This is a genomic window from Achromobacter sp. D10 (assembly GCF_035282245.1).
Lineage (GTDB): Bacteria > Pseudomonadota > Gammaproteobacteria > Burkholderiales > Burkholderiaceae_B > Achromobacter > Achromobacter insolitus.
Genome location: NZ_JAYJLE010000002.1, coordinates 75,793 through 90,882, shown reverse-complemented (window position 1 = coordinate 90,882; position 15,090 = coordinate 75,793). Strand labels below are relative to the sequence as shown.

14 protein-coding genes are annotated in these 15,090 nt (G+C 65.5%); 6 read left to right on the top strand and 8 right to left on the bottom strand.

Features of this window, described 5'->3' with window-relative positions; translation table 11 throughout:
* Positions 1 to 69 precede the first annotated feature (69 nt).
* Genes rsmA through VCS63_RS07245 form a run of 3 tightly spaced genes read right to left on the bottom strand, consistent with a single transcriptional unit; the run spans position 70 to position 4,823 of the window.
* Complete coding sequence (gene rsmA / locus VCS63_RS07255) at positions 70 to 861, bottom strand: 16S rRNA (adenine(1518)-N(6)/adenine(1519)-N(6))-dimethyltransferase RsmA (RefSeq protein WP_042796457.1); 792 nt, start codon at positions 859 to 861, stop codon at positions 70 to 72.
* Between the two features lie 18 nt (positions 862 to 879).
* Entirely contained in the window at positions 880 to 2,466 is a 1,587-nt protein-coding gene (locus VCS63_RS07250; protein ID WP_278490661.1) for a peptidylprolyl isomerase, read from the bottom strand.
* Positions 2,463 to 4,823, bottom strand: a complete 2,361-nt coding sequence (locus tag VCS63_RS07245) for an LPS-assembly protein LptD (protein ID WP_063642359.1) — start codon at positions 4,821 to 4,823, stop codon at positions 2,463 to 2,465. Before VCS63_RS07245 ends, VCS63_RS07250 begins: the two co-directional genes overlap by 4 nt.
* 169 nt (positions 4,824 to 4,992) lie before the next feature.
* Between VCS63_RS07245 and VCS63_RS07240 the strand changes: the two genes are divergently transcribed.
* From VCS63_RS07240 to VCS63_RS07215, 6 genes are all read left to right on the top strand, one after another.
* Positions 4,993 to 6,033 carry an aminoglycoside phosphotransferase family protein gene (locus tag VCS63_RS07240; RefSeq protein WP_308022307.1) on the top strand — a complete coding sequence of 347 codons (1,041 nt, stop codon included), beginning with the start codon at positions 4,993 to 4,995 and terminating at the stop codon, positions 6,031 to 6,033.
* Positions 6,033 to 6,719, top strand: a complete 687-nt coding sequence (gene murU, locus VCS63_RS07235; RefSeq protein ID WP_063960622.1) for an N-acetylmuramate alpha-1-phosphate uridylyltransferase MurU — start codon at positions 6,033 to 6,035, stop codon at positions 6,717 to 6,719. Before VCS63_RS07240 ends, murU begins: the two co-directional genes overlap by 1 nt.
* A gap of 147 nt (positions 6,720 to 6,866) precedes the next feature.
* Positions 6,867 to 7,565, top strand: coding sequence for a DUF6776 family protein (locus VCS63_RS07230; protein WP_063642263.1), 699 nt, complete (start codon positions 6,867 to 6,869; stop codon positions 7,563 to 7,565).
* A 120-nt stretch (positions 7,566 to 7,685) separates the two neighbouring features.
* Positions 7,686 to 9,311, top strand: a complete 1,626-nt coding sequence (locus tag VCS63_RS07225; RefSeq protein ID WP_323879129.1) for an FAD-dependent monooxygenase — start codon at positions 7,686 to 7,688, stop codon at positions 9,309 to 9,311.
* The gene (locus VCS63_RS07220; protein ID WP_323879128.1) at positions 9,308 to 9,535 is read left to right on the top strand and encodes a hypothetical protein; all 228 of its coding nucleotides are present in this window, start codon (positions 9,308 to 9,310) and stop codon (positions 9,533 to 9,535) included. The genes VCS63_RS07225 and VCS63_RS07220 overlap by 4 nt, the downstream gene beginning before the upstream one ends.
* Positions 9,532 to 9,984: a MarR family winged helix-turn-helix transcriptional regulator gene (locus tag VCS63_RS07215; RefSeq protein WP_063960624.1), complete on the top strand. Its 453-nt coding sequence runs from the start codon at positions 9,532 to 9,534 to the stop codon at positions 9,982 to 9,984. The genes VCS63_RS07220 and VCS63_RS07215 overlap by 4 nt, the downstream gene beginning before the upstream one ends.
* Before the next feature lie 32 nt (positions 9,985 to 10,016).
* On the opposite strand, the gene VCS63_RS07210 is transcribed toward VCS63_RS07215, so the two are convergent.
* The 5 genes from VCS63_RS07210 to VCS63_RS07190 form a co-directional block, all read right to left on the bottom strand.
* Positions 10,017 to 10,337, bottom strand: a complete 321-nt coding sequence (locus tag VCS63_RS07210; protein ID WP_042796450.1) for a 4a-hydroxytetrahydrobiopterin dehydratase — start codon at positions 10,335 to 10,337, stop codon at positions 10,017 to 10,019.
* A gap of 68 nt (positions 10,338 to 10,405) precedes the next feature.
* Positions 10,406 to 11,053, bottom strand: coding sequence for an OmpA family protein (locus tag VCS63_RS07205; RefSeq protein WP_063642266.1), 648 nt, complete (start codon positions 11,051 to 11,053; stop codon positions 10,406 to 10,408).
* 216 nt (positions 11,054 to 11,269) lie between these two features.
* Positions 11,270 to 12,586 (bottom strand): MFS transporter, encoded by a 1,317-nt coding sequence (locus tag VCS63_RS07200; RefSeq protein WP_323879125.1) that lies wholly within the window; start codon positions 12,584 to 12,586, stop codon positions 11,270 to 11,272.
* Between the two features lie 27 nt (positions 12,587 to 12,613).
* Positions 12,614 to 13,810: an acetylornithine deacetylase gene (argE, locus tag VCS63_RS07195; RefSeq protein ID WP_063642268.1), complete on the bottom strand. Its 1,197-nt coding sequence runs from the start codon at positions 13,808 to 13,810 to the stop codon at positions 12,614 to 12,616.
* Between the two features lie 35 nt (positions 13,811 to 13,845).
* On the bottom strand, positions 13,846 to 15,048 hold the full coding sequence (locus tag VCS63_RS07190) for a pyridoxal phosphate-dependent aminotransferase (protein ID WP_323879122.1): 1,203 nt from the start codon (positions 15,046 to 15,048) through the stop codon (positions 13,846 to 13,848).
* Between the last annotated feature and the right edge of the window lie 42 nt (positions 15,049 to 15,090).

The window sequence follows — 15,090 nt, the reverse complement described above, 5'->3', positions numbered from 1 at the left end:
GCCAATTGAAAAAGCCCGCATCCGCGGGCTTTCATTTTGGCGATCGGGGCGCGATCCAAAGGGGCAAGTTCATTCGCCCTGCAACACGCCAGCCGCTACCAGCGCATCCGACAAGCGGATATACCGGTCCACCGAGATATCCTCGGCGCGTGCCGTGGGCGCGATATCCAGCGCTTCCCAGGGCACGTGCGCGGCCCAGTCAGCCAGCACCCGGCGCAACATCTTGCGGCGCTGTGAAAACGCGCGCGCCACCACAGTCTCGAAGGCACGATCACTGACCGGACGCAGCCGATCCCCAGGCAGGGGGACCATGCGCACGATGGCCGAGACCACCTTGGGCGGCGGATCGAAAGCTTCCGGGGGCACGTCGAACAGCTTGTGCATGCGATAGCGCGATTGCAGCATCACCGACAGGCGGCTGAAGTCGCCGGAACCCGGTTGCGCAACCATGCGGTCGATCACTTCACGCTGCAGCATGAAATGCTGGTCGCGGACGTTATCGGCCCAGGTCATCAGATGAAACAGCAGCGGGCTGGAGATGTTGTAAGGCAGGTTGCCCACCACGCGCAGCGCGCTGCCGAACTGGGAAAAATCCACCGTCAACGCATCCGCCTCGACCACGGTGAGGCGGCTGGCGTCGAACTGCTTGCGCAGGCGCGCCGCCAGGTCGCGGTCGATTTCGACCGCCGTGAGATGATCCAGGCGTTCCAGCAACGGCCGGGTAAGCGCGGACAAGCCCGGGCCGATCTCGACCACGGCATCGTCACGGGCGGGCGAAACCGCCCGGACGATAGACTCGACGACGCTTTCGTCGGTCAGGAAGTTCTGGCCAAAACGCTTGCGCGCCTGGTGTTGGGACATGTAAAGCCTGTAATGCGTTTAGCGGTTGTTCTGCTGGATCTTCTGCTGCTTTTCCAGGCGATTGTCGATGTACGCCTGGGCGCGCAACTGCTCGAGCCAATCCTCGAAAGCGGGCTGGGCGCGGCGCTCGAACAGGATCTGGCGGGCCTTCATGCGAGCCATGTCGTCGGTGGCGTCGTGCTGGCGGCGTTCTTCAACCTCGATCAGGTGCCAACCGAAAGGCGACTGCACCGGCTGGCTGATTTCGCCCGGCTTCAGGGCGTTCATGGCGGCCTCGAACGGCGGCACGGTTTCGCCCGGGTTCAACCAACCCAATTCGCCGCCCTGCGGAGCGGTGGCGTCCTGCGAATACTGGCGCGCCATGTCCTCGAACTTGGCTCCGCCGCTCACCAGACGCTGACGCACCTGCTCCAGGCGCTGACGCGCCATTTCGTCGCTCATGACGGTAGAGGTCTTGATGAGGATGTGGCGGGCGCGCGTCTGCATCACTTCCACCGGACCTTGGTGCGCAGGCGCTTGCGCCGGCGCGGCGGCAGGCTGCGGCGCCTGGGCCGGCGCCGGGGCGCGAGCCGTGCGGGCAGGCGCCGGTTGGGCGGTGCCGCGGTCCATCACCTTGATGATGTGGAAGCCATTGCCGCTCTGGATCAGGCCGCTGACCTGTCCCTTCTGCAAATTGCCGATGGCCTGTACGAACAGGTCGGGCCAGCCGTCCAACGGACGCACGCCCATGACCCCGCCCTGCAGGGCTTCGGGGCCGTCCGACGCTGCGGCAGCCAGGCTGGCGAAGTCGTCGCCGCGCTTGGCCTGCGCCAGCAGGCCTTCAGCCTTCTTGCGCAGCACCGCCAGTTGATCGGGCGACGAGCCCTCGGGCACGCGCACCAGGATCTGGGCCAGGGCGTACAGCATCGGGCCGGACGGCGCGGCAGCCTGCTGGGGTTCGGGCTGCGGCTGGGCTTGCGGTTGCGGAGCCGCTTGCGGCGCGGCGCCGAACGCCGGGTTGCGGCGCTGGTCTTTCAGGAAGGCATCGACTTCGGCATCCGAAATCACGATAGTGGAATCCACTGCGCGCTGGCGCAAGCGATCCGTGCGGATCTCGTCGCGCAGCGACTTGCGGTAGCTATCCCAGTTCGTGCCGGATTTTTCGATTTCCTGGCGCAATTGGGCCACGGATATCTTGTTGCGGGCGGCGATGGTCTGGATGGCCTGGTCAATTTGCGCGTCGTCGACGCGGATGCCCAGGCGATCGGCTTCGTGACGCTGCACGCGCTCCATGATCAGGCGTTGCAACACCTGGTGCTGCAGGGTCTGGTCGTCGGGCACCTGGATGCCGCGGGTCTTGAGCTCGCCCGAAATACGCAGCGACGCGTCGCGCAGTTCGCGCAGCGTAATCACGTCCTTGTCCACGACCGCGGCAATACCGTCGACGAATTGCTCGCCCTTCGGCGCCGGCGCAGAGTTCTTCTGCGCGGCGGAACTCGCCTTGGCGCCACTATTCGCGGCCTTGCCGCCCTGTTCGGCCGCATGGGCGACGGGCAAGCTGGCGCACACGGCCAGCAGCAGCGCATTGCCGGAGAGGCGGCGCAAAGAGTGCAACCTACGCATCATTCATACCTTTCAAATGTGGTCCCGGTGGGCACTGGCGGCGTAATGCGCGAGTAGCCGGGGATACTTCTGTTCAGCAGGTTCATCGGATCGGTTCCCAGGGAACCAAGGCCCGTCAGCTCAAGCTGGAAGAACAGTGCCGAGTTGGCGTCGGTGGCGGACACCGCGTACCGCTGGTAGACCACGCGGCCCACCCAGCAGCAATCTCCCTTGTACTCCAGGCCGGCGATGGCCTGGGTAACCCGGGGCGAATCGGTCGTGCCGGCCACCGTGCTGGACGGACCGCTACGCAGCGAATAGTCCACCCGGCCCACGCCATACCAGCGCTTGGAGAACGGCCATTGCATCGCCAGGCTCACCTGGTTCTGCCCCTGCGCCTGATACTGGACGCCAGGCTGGGGATCACGCTGGTACCGGTAGGACACCGCCACCGTCGTCAAACGTTGCGGCGACCAGCGCGCGCTGATCAATCCGCGCGACCAGTTGCTGTCGTAGGGATTGTATTGCGCGGCGATATCGGTGCTGAGCGTATCGGTCAGGGCGGCGCTGGCGCCCAGCAGGAAGTCGGAGCGCACGTTCTCGCGCGGCGTCTCGCCAGGCAGCGTGACCTTCTGATCGGCAAAGTACAGACGCTGCGCGACCCCGAGCGACATGCGCTCGAAACCGGTGTTGGCATCCAGCCAGCGCGTCGTCAAGGCGGCAGTCAGCTGGTTGGCGTTAGCGATACGGTCCCAGCCGCCCGTGTAGATGTTCTCTTCGAACGCCTGCGAAAAGCTGAAGTCCGCCAGGGAGGTGTCAAAGACGGGCAGCTTGGACTGGTCGCGGTACGGCACATACAGGTAGTACAGGCGAGGTTCCAGGGTCTGCGTGGACGCCTTGCCGAACAAGGTGGTGTCGCGCTCGAAAACCAGGCCGGAATCCAAGGACAGGATCGGCACCGTGCGAGACTGCGAACGCGGCATGTCCGGGTTCAGGTTATACCAGTCGGTGTCGTACTGGGTGTAATTGACGCCGGCCTTGGGGACGATGAACCAGCCCGGCTTGACGATGGGATAGGAAACCGTGGGATAGGTCTGGAAACGGTTGCCATCGGGTCCCAGGCGTTGGCCTTCGAACAGCGAGCGGCGGAAACGGACGGCGGTGGACGTCCAGTCCACATCGAAACCGCCCCAGTCATAGCGCGCGCCGCGGAAATAGAGTTCAGGCTCCTTGTCGTAAGGAGGCGCCAGCGGAGCGTCGGGATCCTGCAGCGTCTGGTACTTGTAGACCTGCGCGTAACCGCTCCAGTATCCGGACGCCGACGCCCAGCCCACCCGCGCGCGTTGCGGCAGATACGTGGTGGAAGCCTGGTTCAGGCCCAACTGGGAAATATCGCGGAAATAGTTGTCGTCCGAGACCTTCGCGACATCCCAGTCCGCATAGAACCCATAAGGCAGAAGCTGCTGGTGGCGCCACCAGTACATCCAACGGTCGCTGTCGGTCAGCTTGTCGTTGGGCAGGTAGGTGCCATCCAGGATGCCGCTGTAGCCATTGCCCAGGTAGCGGAACTCTCCGCCCAATTGGAGGCCGCGCTTGGAGAAGTAGCGCGGCTGCACCGTCATGTCGTAGTTGGGAGCCAGATTCAGGTAGTACGGGATCGAAAAATCGAAACCGCCCTGGCTGGTCGTGCCGTAAGTGGGCATCAGGAAGCCCGACTTGCGCTCCCGCTTGACCGGGAAAGTCATGTAAGGCGATGCCAGGATGGGCACGTCCTTGAAGTACAGCACGCCGCTGCGCGCCACGCCTTCGTTCTCGTCGAAGTCGATGTCGACGGTCTTGGCCTTGATGTACCAGGACGGCGTTTCGCAAGCGCAACCGCTATATGTCACCGTTTGCAGCCGCATCTGCGACCGGCTGAAAATGTCCGCGTGCTCGGCGACGGCAAAACCGCCGTTGGCGCCCATCCAGAAATTGGGCTTTTCGATCTGGCCCGAGGACTTGTCCACGTTGAACGTGGCGTTCGGTCCGATCACCAGGGTGCCGTCGCGCATCATGCGCGCGCTGCCCTGGACGTCGACTTCGCCCGTGTCCTTGCGGTAGTTGATGCGGTCGCCCTTGATGACGCTATCGATGCGGCGCACCTGGGCGTTGCCGGTCAGGGTCAGGTCGGAATCCGGATCCCCATCGATGGTGTCCGCTTCCATGAAAGCGGGGATGCTGTCGTCCGGCAGGCGGTGGATCCGCAGGCCCGGCGAGGTGCGCAACACGGGGGTCGCCGAGGTCGACGACGCGGCGGGAGCACTGCCCGGGCTACCTTGAGCCTGGACGGCTCCGGCGGCAACACTGACAGCAGAGAGGATCAACCATCGAACCTTGCGCACGAGTGAAAACAGCCCTTTTTGACGATGGTGGGAACGCGACACCGGCACCCACGAAGGGCCAATGCTAACGGAAACGAGCCGGTATTATAGAGAAGCCGCGCCATAGGCCCAGACTTATGTGCTCGGGACACGAATCTCAGCAACATTGCCTTTCTGACACGGATCTTCCTTGAAAAACGATCACGACCCCCGCCTGGAGCAGATCCGCGCCTGGCTGGGCAACCTGCCCGCCGCCCTGAATCTCGCCGTCGACACGCTGCGCCCGGCATCCGCCGACGCCAGCTTCCGCCGCTACTTCAGACTGGATGCCGGCGACCGCACTCTGATAGTCATGGACGCGCCGCCCGCGCACGAGGATTGCCGCCCCTTCCTCCACGTGGACCGCTTGCTGGCGGACGTAGGCCTGAACGTGCCCGCGGTGCTGGAACAAGATCTGGACCAGGGCCTGCTGCTGCTCTCCGACCTGGGTGAGCAGACCTATTACCAGCGTATCCAGGCCGGCCTGCCGGACAGCCAGCTCCAGACGCTGTACCGCGAGGCCCTGGCCGCCCTGGTCCGCCTGCAGCAGGCGTCCACCGCCGGCCTGGGCACCTATGACACCACCCGCCTGGCCGACGAACTCAAGCTGTTCCCCGAGTGGTACGTGCAGAAGCACCACGGCGTCACGCTGGACGACAAGACCGCGAACGGCCTGGACAAGATCTTTGCGCTGCTGTCGACGAGCAATGGCGGCCAGGCCCAGGTGCTGGTGCACCGCGATTACCATTCGCCCAACCTGATGGTCTGCGACCAGCCCCAATATGGCCCCAACCCGGGCATCATCGACTTCCAGGATGCGCTGGCGGGCCCCATTACCTACGACCTGGCTTCGCTCGTGACGGACGCCCGCACCACCTGGGAAGAACCCCAGCAACTGGACTGGGCCATCCGCTACTGGGAAATGGCACGCGCCGCAGGCCTGCCGGTAGACGCGGATTTCGCCGAATTCCACCGCGCCTATGAATGGATGGGACTGCAACGCAACCTGCGCATCCTGGGCGTATTCGCCCGCCTGCACCACCGCGACGGCAAGGCGCACTACCAGGCTCACATGCCGCGCGTGAGCGGCTACGTCCGGCAGGTGGCCCAACGCTATGGCGTCTTCACGCCGCTGCTGCGTCTGCTGGACCAGCTGGACAACCGCCAGGTCAGCGTCGGGTACACGTTCTGATGCGCGCCATGATACTTGCGGCGGGACGCGGCGAACGCATGCGCCCGCTGACCGACCGCCTGCCCAAGCCTCTATTGTCCGTGGGAGGCCAGCCACTGATTGTCTGGCACCTGCGACGCTTGGCGGCCGCAGGTATACGCGACATCGTCATCAATCACGCCTGGCTCGGCCACGAAATCGAGCGGGCGCTGGGCGATGGCAGCGCACATGGCGTGCGCATCCGCTATTCCGCGGAGGCCACCGCCCTGGAAACCGCCGGCGGCATCGCCCAGGCGCTGCCCCTGCTGGGCGACGCGCCCTTCCTGGTTGTCAACGGCGACGTCTGGTGCGACTGGGATCCCGCCGCGGCCGCAGGCCGGGCCCGCGCCCTGCGCGATGGTGGCGCCTGGCTGCTGCTGGTGGACAACCCGCCCCAGCATCCCGCTGGCGATTTCCGGCTCGAGGCCGACGGCACCGTCCATGCCCAGGGGGAACCGCGTTTGACCTTTGCGGGCATCGGCGTCTACCATCCCTCGTTGTTCGCCGACGTCCCTCGGGGCGCGGCGGCGCCTCTGGCGCCTTTGCTCCGGCAGGCCATGGCCCGCAATCTGGTGCACGGCGCGCGCCATGAAGGCAAGTGGACGGATGTCGGCACGCCGCAGCGGCTCGCGGACCTGGATGCAGAACTCGACGCTCGGCCGCGCTGATGTCCACATATTTCACAATATCAAGGTGCGCAACCAGGCTTGTCCGCGCACCCAACGGCCCCGGCTAACGGGGTATTCTCTAGCGCTTTGACCTGCGCGCGCTGCGCGCGGGCGAGCAAACACACAGGAAGTTTTCTAGGAATGGGGATGTTTGGAAGATCGCAACGGGCTGTATTCAAGCCCTCCGTGTACCAGCCCGGCCAACGCACGCGCCGCATGCCGCGCTGGCTGGTCCTGCTGCTGGTGGGCATCGCCCTGGGCGCCGGCGGCGTGCTCTTCCTGCAGACAAACTACGGCCCGCAACGCCTGACCGTGGAGCAATCCGAGCAACTGCATAGCGAGCTCAGCACGGCCAACCTGGAACGCCAGCGCCTGCAAAGCCAGCTCGAGGAAGCCACGCAGCAGCGCGACGCCAACAAGGCCGGCCATGAAAAGCTGACCTCTGACCTGGCCGAGGCCCGCAGCAAGATCGAAACCCTGAACAAGGAACTGGTGCTGTTCCAGGACGCCATGCCCGCCGATCCCCGCGGCGGCAACCTGGGCATCCGCTCCGCCACCTTCAAGCGCGCCCCCGGCCTGCTGGACTACCAAGTGCTGGTCATGCGCGAAGACCGCCAGGGCGCGCCGTTCAAGGGCACACTGACCTTCTCCATCGACGGCACCTACCCCAATGGGCGCGCCGCCACCGTCACGCCGGAAGGCCCCGCCCTGAACGTCGACCGCTATGACTACGCGCTGGGCCAGTTGAAGCTGCCCGACGGCTTCACGGCCAAGGTCGTGGTGCTGCGCGTGCTGGACGGCGCCCAGAAACAGCAAGCGATGCGTATCTATTACGTGCGCAACTGATACCGGTTCGCGCCCCAAGACCCGCCCTGATCCGGCGGGTTTTTTTTGCCTGTCGAATATGGTTGCGTGCGCAACCTCTTGCGCATATAGTTGCGCAAACAACCAATTATTGGAGACATCATGCCGCTCCCCGCGCACGTCCCCGTCCTGATCGCCGGCGGCGGCCCCGTCGGCCTGACACTTGCCGCCCTGCTGGCCGAATACGGCATCGCCTCGCTGACGCTGGAGGCGGACGACGACTATTGCAGCGGCAGCCGCGCCATCTGCATTTCGCGGCGCTCGCAGGAAATCATGGGTTGGGTCGGCGCCGACGCCCCGCTGACGGCCACGGGACTGCCCTGGACCGGCGGCCGCAGCTACTTCCGCAATAGCGAAGTCCTGCATTTCGAAATGCCGCACGATCCGCTGCAGCGGTACGCTCCCATGGTCAATATCCAGCAGTACGCCGTCGAGGAGTACGCCCACCAGGCCATGCAGCGGCATCCGGAACTGGCCGCGCTGCGCTGGTCCGCGCGGCTTGTCGGCCTGCGGGCGACTGCCACGGGCGTCAGCGCGGAGGTGGACGCCGAAGGCAGCCGCCAGACCGTGCGCGCCGACTGGCTGATCGCCTGTGACGGCGGCCGCAGCACCGTGCGCGAGGCCATGGGCCTGAAGCTGGAAGGCATGCAGTACGAAGGCCGCTATGTCATCGTCGACATCGAACAGGAATCGACCCGCCCGGTGGAGCGCCTGGCCTGGTTCGACCCGCCGTCCAACCCCGGCTCCACGCTGCTCATGCACCGCCAGCCCGGCAATGTCTGGCGGGTGGACTATCAGATCCGCGACGACGAAGATCCGCAAGAGGCCGTCAAGCCGGAGAATGTACTGCCTCGCGTGCAGAGCCATCTGGACATGATCGGCGAAACCGCGCCCTGGAAGCCGCTATGGATTTCCATCTACAACGCCAAGTGCCTGACGCTGGACCGCTACCGCCACGGACGCGTGCTGTTTGCCGGAGACGCCGCCCATCTGGTGCCGATTTTCGGCGTGCGGGGCCTGAATTCCGGACTGGACGACGCCGGCAACCTGGCCTGGAAGCTGGCCTGGGTAATGCGCGGACTGGCACCCGCCAGCCTGCTGGACAGCTATAGCGTCGAGCGCGTCCATGCCACCCGCCAGAATCTGGCCTATGGCGCCAAGAGCACGGAATTCATGGCCCCGCCAGACTTCGGCTTCCGCCTGATGCGCGAAGCCGCCCTGCGCCTGGCGTTATCGGACGAGCGTGTGCGCCCGCTGATAAACCCGCGGCAATCCGCGCCCATTTCCTATGACGCCTCGCCCCTGAACCTGGAGGATGGCGCGCCGCAAGCGGGCGCCGCCGCCGCACCCGGCCAGCCCGCGCCCGAGGCGCTGCTGGAGGATGCAGGCGCGCCGCTGTACCTCAGCGCCTGCTTCGGTGCTGGCTTCGTGGCGCTGGCGTTGGATCCGGACGCCGGGCTGACGGCGGAACTGGACGCCCTGGCAGCCGCCACGCACGGCGCCCTCCGCCCGCTCCGCGTGCTGAAGGCCGGCAACGGCGCCTTGCTGGATGCCCACGGACAACTTCGGAAGCGCTATGGCGCGCAAGCCGGCACCGTCTATCTGTTGCGGCCCGACGGCTACGTACTGGGACGCTGGATCGCGCCTGCGGCCGCAACCCTGCGCGCCGCGCTCGCGCCCTACTACCCTTCGATCACTCTGGATGCGCGGAAGGAAGAACAAGCATGAACCACGACGAACTGGACCAGGTCTACACCGCCATGGCGCAGACCTTGACGCGCGTGGGCGAAGCGCAGACTTCGCTTTTCCTGTCGATCCTGAGCCTATCGCTGATCGCGCGATTGACGGACACGCGCGACGCGGCCGCGCTATTGGCGCAGGCGGAAGCCGCCTGCCTCGCCAATGGCGCTGTGGCAAACTATCCCGCCTCCGATCCTCTCCCGCCCACGTGAACCCTCCCGCTCTCGAACGATTCCTGACCTACCGCCTGCACGTGCTCAACAAGATCACGGATCGGGACACGAATCGAGCCTATCTGGAAGACTGCGGTATTCCGCTAGGCGAAGCGCGCTGCCTCGCGGCCATCGGCCGCTACGCGCCCTTGTCCGTCAACGACCTGGCGCGCGCGGCCAACCTGAACAAGGGTCAGGCCAGCCGTTCCGCGCAGGCGCTGGTCGACCGCGGCCTGGTCGAGAAAACCCTGTCCGCGACCGACGGACGCGGCGTGGTGCTGGCGCCTACCCAGACCGGGCTGGCGCAGTACCGACGCATCATCGACCTGATTGCCCGCCGCAACGACGAAATATTCGGCTGCTTAAGCGCCGACGAACAGCGCCTGCTGGGCAATCTGCTGGATCGCCTGATCGACCATCTGCAGCCGGATGCCGGCGCAGACGACTAGGCGGCCTGTCCCGGGACGGAGCGCGCCCGGCCCTAGGACTTGGGCGCGGTGGCGCCCATCTGCGCGGCGGCTTCGTCCATGAACTGCGCCATGCGCACGTCCAGTTCGGTCACGCCGCCGGCGTCATGGGTGGTCAAGGTCACGTCCACGCGGTTATAGACGTTGGTCCATTCGGGATGATGGTTCAGCTTCTCCGCGAACATGGCGACGCGCGCCATGAAGCCGAACGCCGCATTGAAATTGGGGAAGCGGAAGCGCTTTTCAATGGCATCGCGCATCGCTACCGCCTGCCAGCCGGACAAGGCGGCCACGGCGGTATCGGTGCCGATGCGGGCGGGAGGAAACATGCTCATGACGGACTCCGGAAAAAAAGGCGGCGGCGCATTGCGCCAGCCGCCTCGTACACTGGGCTGGCCCAGGCTTACTGCTGCACTGCGTACAGGTAGATTTCCACCCGGCGGTTCAGCGCGCGGCCTTCGGCGGTCGCATTGTCGCCGATAGGATCGTTGGGCCCGCGACCCTCGACCGTCAGACGCGTGGCGGCGACACCCTGCTTGCTCAGGTAGTCCGTCACGCTCTTGGCGCGGTTGACCGAAAGCGTCTGGTTGTGCGCCAGCGCACCGGTGCTGTCCGTGTGGCCGACGACCTTGGCCCGCAGTTCAGGATGCTGGTTGAGCGAACGCGCCACGCTGTCCAACACGGGCAGCAAGGCCGGCTTGAGCTGCGTCTTGTCGGTATCGAACGACACGCCGCTGGGAATGTTGACCTTCAGGCTGCCATCGGGCATTTCCACCACGTCGATACCCAGCGACGAAGCGCCCGATTTCTGCACGTCTTCCTTGACGACCTTCCAGTTGTAGCCGACCAGGCCGCCCGCCACCGCGCCAATACCGGCCCCAATGGCCGCGCCCTTGCCATGGCCGATCAAGGCGCCGATACCGGCGCCTATCGCCGCGCCGGCGCCCGTACCTACGGCAGTATTGGTCTGCTGCTGCGTGGCGCATCCCGCCAGCAGCGCCCCCGCTGCCGCAACCACTGCGATCCGGTTGAATATTGTTCTTGAGCTCATGGCAACCTCCACTTAATCCGTCGGTGTGCCGGATGATTCCGGCCAGAACATGCTAGCAAGCGCGGGACGCAAGACCGGCAACATTTTGTACTTCCGGAAGGGCTGCAGAGATAGCGCGGCCGCTCACCGAAGTGGCTAGCGGTCCACCGCGCAACAATAGGCTACATTCCTGCGGTCACGGCAGCCGGCCTGCGGGGTGGAGGCCGGCGCCGGTCCCTAGCGCTGCTGGAACGTCCGGCGCGCCACGTTCAGCGACACCATGGCCATGAGGGCCATGGCCAGCAGGTAGTAACTGGGCGACAGCTTGGAATCGGTGGTGGCGATCAGCCAGGTCAGGATGAACGGGGCGAAACCGCCAAAGATCGTCACCGCAATGTTGTAGCCCAGGGACAGGCCGGTGGTGCGCACCTGCACCGGGAAGATGGCGGACATCAGCGCCGGCATGGGCGCGAAGTATGCCGTCGCCAGCAAGCCCAGAATGACCTGGACGATCATCAACATGCTCACCGTGGGATACGAAACCAGCAGATAGAACAAGGGGTAGCACAGCACTGCCGTCAGCAGGGCCGCGGCCGTCATGATGCGCGCCGGTCCGATCCGGTCGGCCAACGTGCCGACGAAAGGCGCGCCGGCGGTCATGATGACGCCCGTGACCAGCGTTGCCAGAAAGCCGATGGTGGGCGGCAGGCCCAGCTGGCGGATCGAGTACGTGGGCATGTACAGGGCCAGGTAGTTGCCCACCGAGCCCAGCGCCACGAAGCCCACCGTGACCAACAGGCGCAGCTTTTGTCCGGCGAACATGTCGCTCAGCGGCGAAGCCGATGCCTGCGCCGCGCTGAACTCCGGCGTTTCATCCATATGATGGCGGATGTAGTAGCCCACAGGGGCGATCAGCAGGCCGAAAACGAACGGAATGCGCCAGCCCCAGCTTTCCAGCTGCGCCTGGGTGAGCGTCGCGTTAAGCACCGCGCCAAACAGGGCGGCCAACAAAATCGCCGCCCCCTGGCTGGCGACCTGCCAGCTCGCGTAATAGGCCCGGCGGTCCGGCGCGTACTCGATGAGAAACGCCGTCGCGCTGCCGAACTCGCCCCCCGCAGAAAAGCCCTGGATCAGCCGGGCGACCAGGATGATGATCGAGGCGGCCACGCCGATCTGCGCGTGCGTGGGCACCAGAACGATGATCAGCGTGCCCAGCATCATCAGGAAAATGGATGCCGTCAACGCCGCCTTGCGGCCCGCCCGGTCGGCATAGCTGCCAAGCACGATGGCGCCCAACGGACGCATCAGGAATGACACGCCGAACGTGGCCAAGGCCAGCAACAGCGAGGAACTCTCGCTGGCGGACGGAAAGTAGAGCTTGGCGATGATCAGCGCAAAAGTGCCATACGCGATCATGTCGAACCATTCAAGCGCGTTGCCTATGGACGCCGCGATCACCGCGCGCCGTGCCTGGGCGCGCCGGTCGGTTGATGGCGCCGCCTGGTTGCGGCCAACGGCCGCCGCGTTCCACGTTGTCTTCTCCGAGTAAGCCATTTTTCCCTCTGTTTTTTTGAAGAATAACTATCGATCAATGCTCGGGCCGGCTATCGCCAGATGGCCCGCCAGCTTTTCCATGAACTGTTCGCACAGGCTGATCTGAGCCAGCGCGACATACTCGTCGGGCCGGTGCGCCTGCTGCAGGTTGCCCGGTCCGCAAATGACGGCCGTCATGCCTGCCCGCTGGAACAAGCCGGCCTCGGTGCAATACGCCACCTTCTCGGTGCCGCGCGACCCGGTCAGCGCCTGCGCCAATTGCGAGATTTCGGCGGCCGCGGCGGTATCGAAGCCGGGAACCTCGGCCAGCGCCTCCAGCTCGATGTCGGCCTGCGGGTTCTCCGCCTTGATGCGGTCGCGCAGTTCGCCGGTGATGTAGCGGCGCAAGCCGCCGATCACGTCTGGCGCCAGCACGCCTGGAATGGTGCGAAATTCGAATTCGAACTGGCAGCGGTCAGGAATCGTATTGACGGACAGGCCGCCGGAGATCGTGCCAGTGTTTGCCGTGGTGTACGGCACCTCGAAATCATGGTCGAAGGGGCCGCTCTGCCGATGGCCATCGGCCATGTCGCGGATGTGGCAGATCGCCCGCGCGGCATATTCGATCGCGTTCACGCCACGCGGGGTCAACGATGAATGCGCGGCATGCCCGTGCACGGTGCAGCGGTACAGATTGCTGCTCTTGTGCGCGGAGATGACCCGCATTTCGGTGGGCTCGCCGACGATGCAGCTGTCGGGCCGGATCTCCAGCCGCGCCAGCTCGCGCAGCATCGCGTCCGCGCCCAGGCAGCCGACCTCTTCGTCATAGCTCAGCGCCAGATGCAGCGGCACGCGCAGCCGTCGCGACGTGAAGGCCGGCAGCATGGCGAGCGCCGTCCCGATAAAGCCCTTCATATCGCAAGTGCCGCGTCCATACAGCCGGCCATCGCGCACTTCGGGCGCGAACGGATCGCTGCTCCAGGCCTGGCCGTCCACCGGCACGACGTCGGTATGGCCCGACAGCACCACGCCGCCCTGGGTGCCGCCGTCGTGGGCAGGCACGGTCACGAAAAGGTTGGCCTTCTTGCCATCGGCGTTGTAGATGAGCCTGGGCGCCAGCCCCACCGAGACCAGGTGGTCGCGCACCGTTTCGATCAGGCCAAGATTGGACAGGCGGCTGGTCGTGTCAAAGCGCACCAGCCGTTCTATCCATTCCAGGGAACGGGGAAGCTCTGCAGTATTCATGAGTCGTACCTAAGGTTGAGGTCTGGCGCCGCCGTTCAGGCTGTCTTGCTCCGGGCCGCGTCCAGAAAGCGCGATAGTCTAGCCACGCCTTCGTCCAGGCGGTCGTGCGCGCTGGCGTAGCACCAGCGCAGATAGCCCTCGCCCTCCGGACCGAAAGCCGTTCCCGGCGCCAGGCCCAAGCCGCCTCGCACGACCAGGTCCTTGCAGAACGCGAGGCTGTCCGAGACGCCGCGGATGCGGAAAAACGTGTACATCGCGCCGGGCGCGGCGCCAGCGAGCTCGACGCCGGGCACCGCCCCCAACTTGGCGGCCAGGTGGTCACGCGCCAGCCGCAAGCGCGCCGCCGTGCGCGCGATTACGGGCTCGCCCCGTTCCAGCGCGCACAACGCGGCGGTTTGCACAAAGCCGGGCGTGCACGTATTGCTGTATTCGATGAGCTTGCCGATCTCCGGCAGCAAGCCTCGCGGCACCACGACCCACCCCACGCGCCAACCCGTCATCAGCCAGGCTTTGGAAAAAGAGTTGCAGCTGACCACACGGTCATCCGGCGCGGCGATGTCCAGGAAGGTCGGCGCCACGGCGCCTTCGTAGTAATAGCGTTCGTAAACGTCGTCGGAAATGATCCAGATGCCATGCTTGCGGCAATGCTCCAGCACGACGCGCTGCTGCTCCGCCGTCATCACCCAGCCCGTGGGGTTGTTCGGCGAATTCACCAAAAGCGCCTGCACATCCGGCGTCAACGCACTGAGCAAAGCGTCCAGGTCCAGCCGCCAACCGCTTTCGGAAAACGACAGTGCAACGGTAGTCACCTGCGCGCCCAGCACCTTGGGCATTTCCACCAGGTTGGGCCACAGGGGCGTCACCGCGACGACGTGGTCTCCCGCGCCCACGATGGCTTGGACCACGGTCATGAGCGCCGACGTACCCGAACTGGTGATGGCAATGTTGTCGACCTCGCGCTGGCCGTGCAAACCGCTCACGTAGGCGGCCAGGCGCTCGCGCAGCGCAGGCACGCCCAGCGTCTGGACGTAGAACGTCTGCCCCGAGGCAATGTGGGCAATGGCGGCCTCGCGGAACTCGGCCGGAGTCTGCTCGTCGGGCTCGCCGAACCAGAATGGCAGCACGTCGGCGCTGCCCATGCCTGCATTGGCGACCTCCCGGATTTGCGACGAACGCAAAGTCTGCACGCTGGCGCGCGCCGTCGCACTGAAGTCGCTGGAAGATACTGCTGTGTTCATGCCTGTTCCTATTCCTGTCGCCTTGGACGTTGGGGGTTGCGC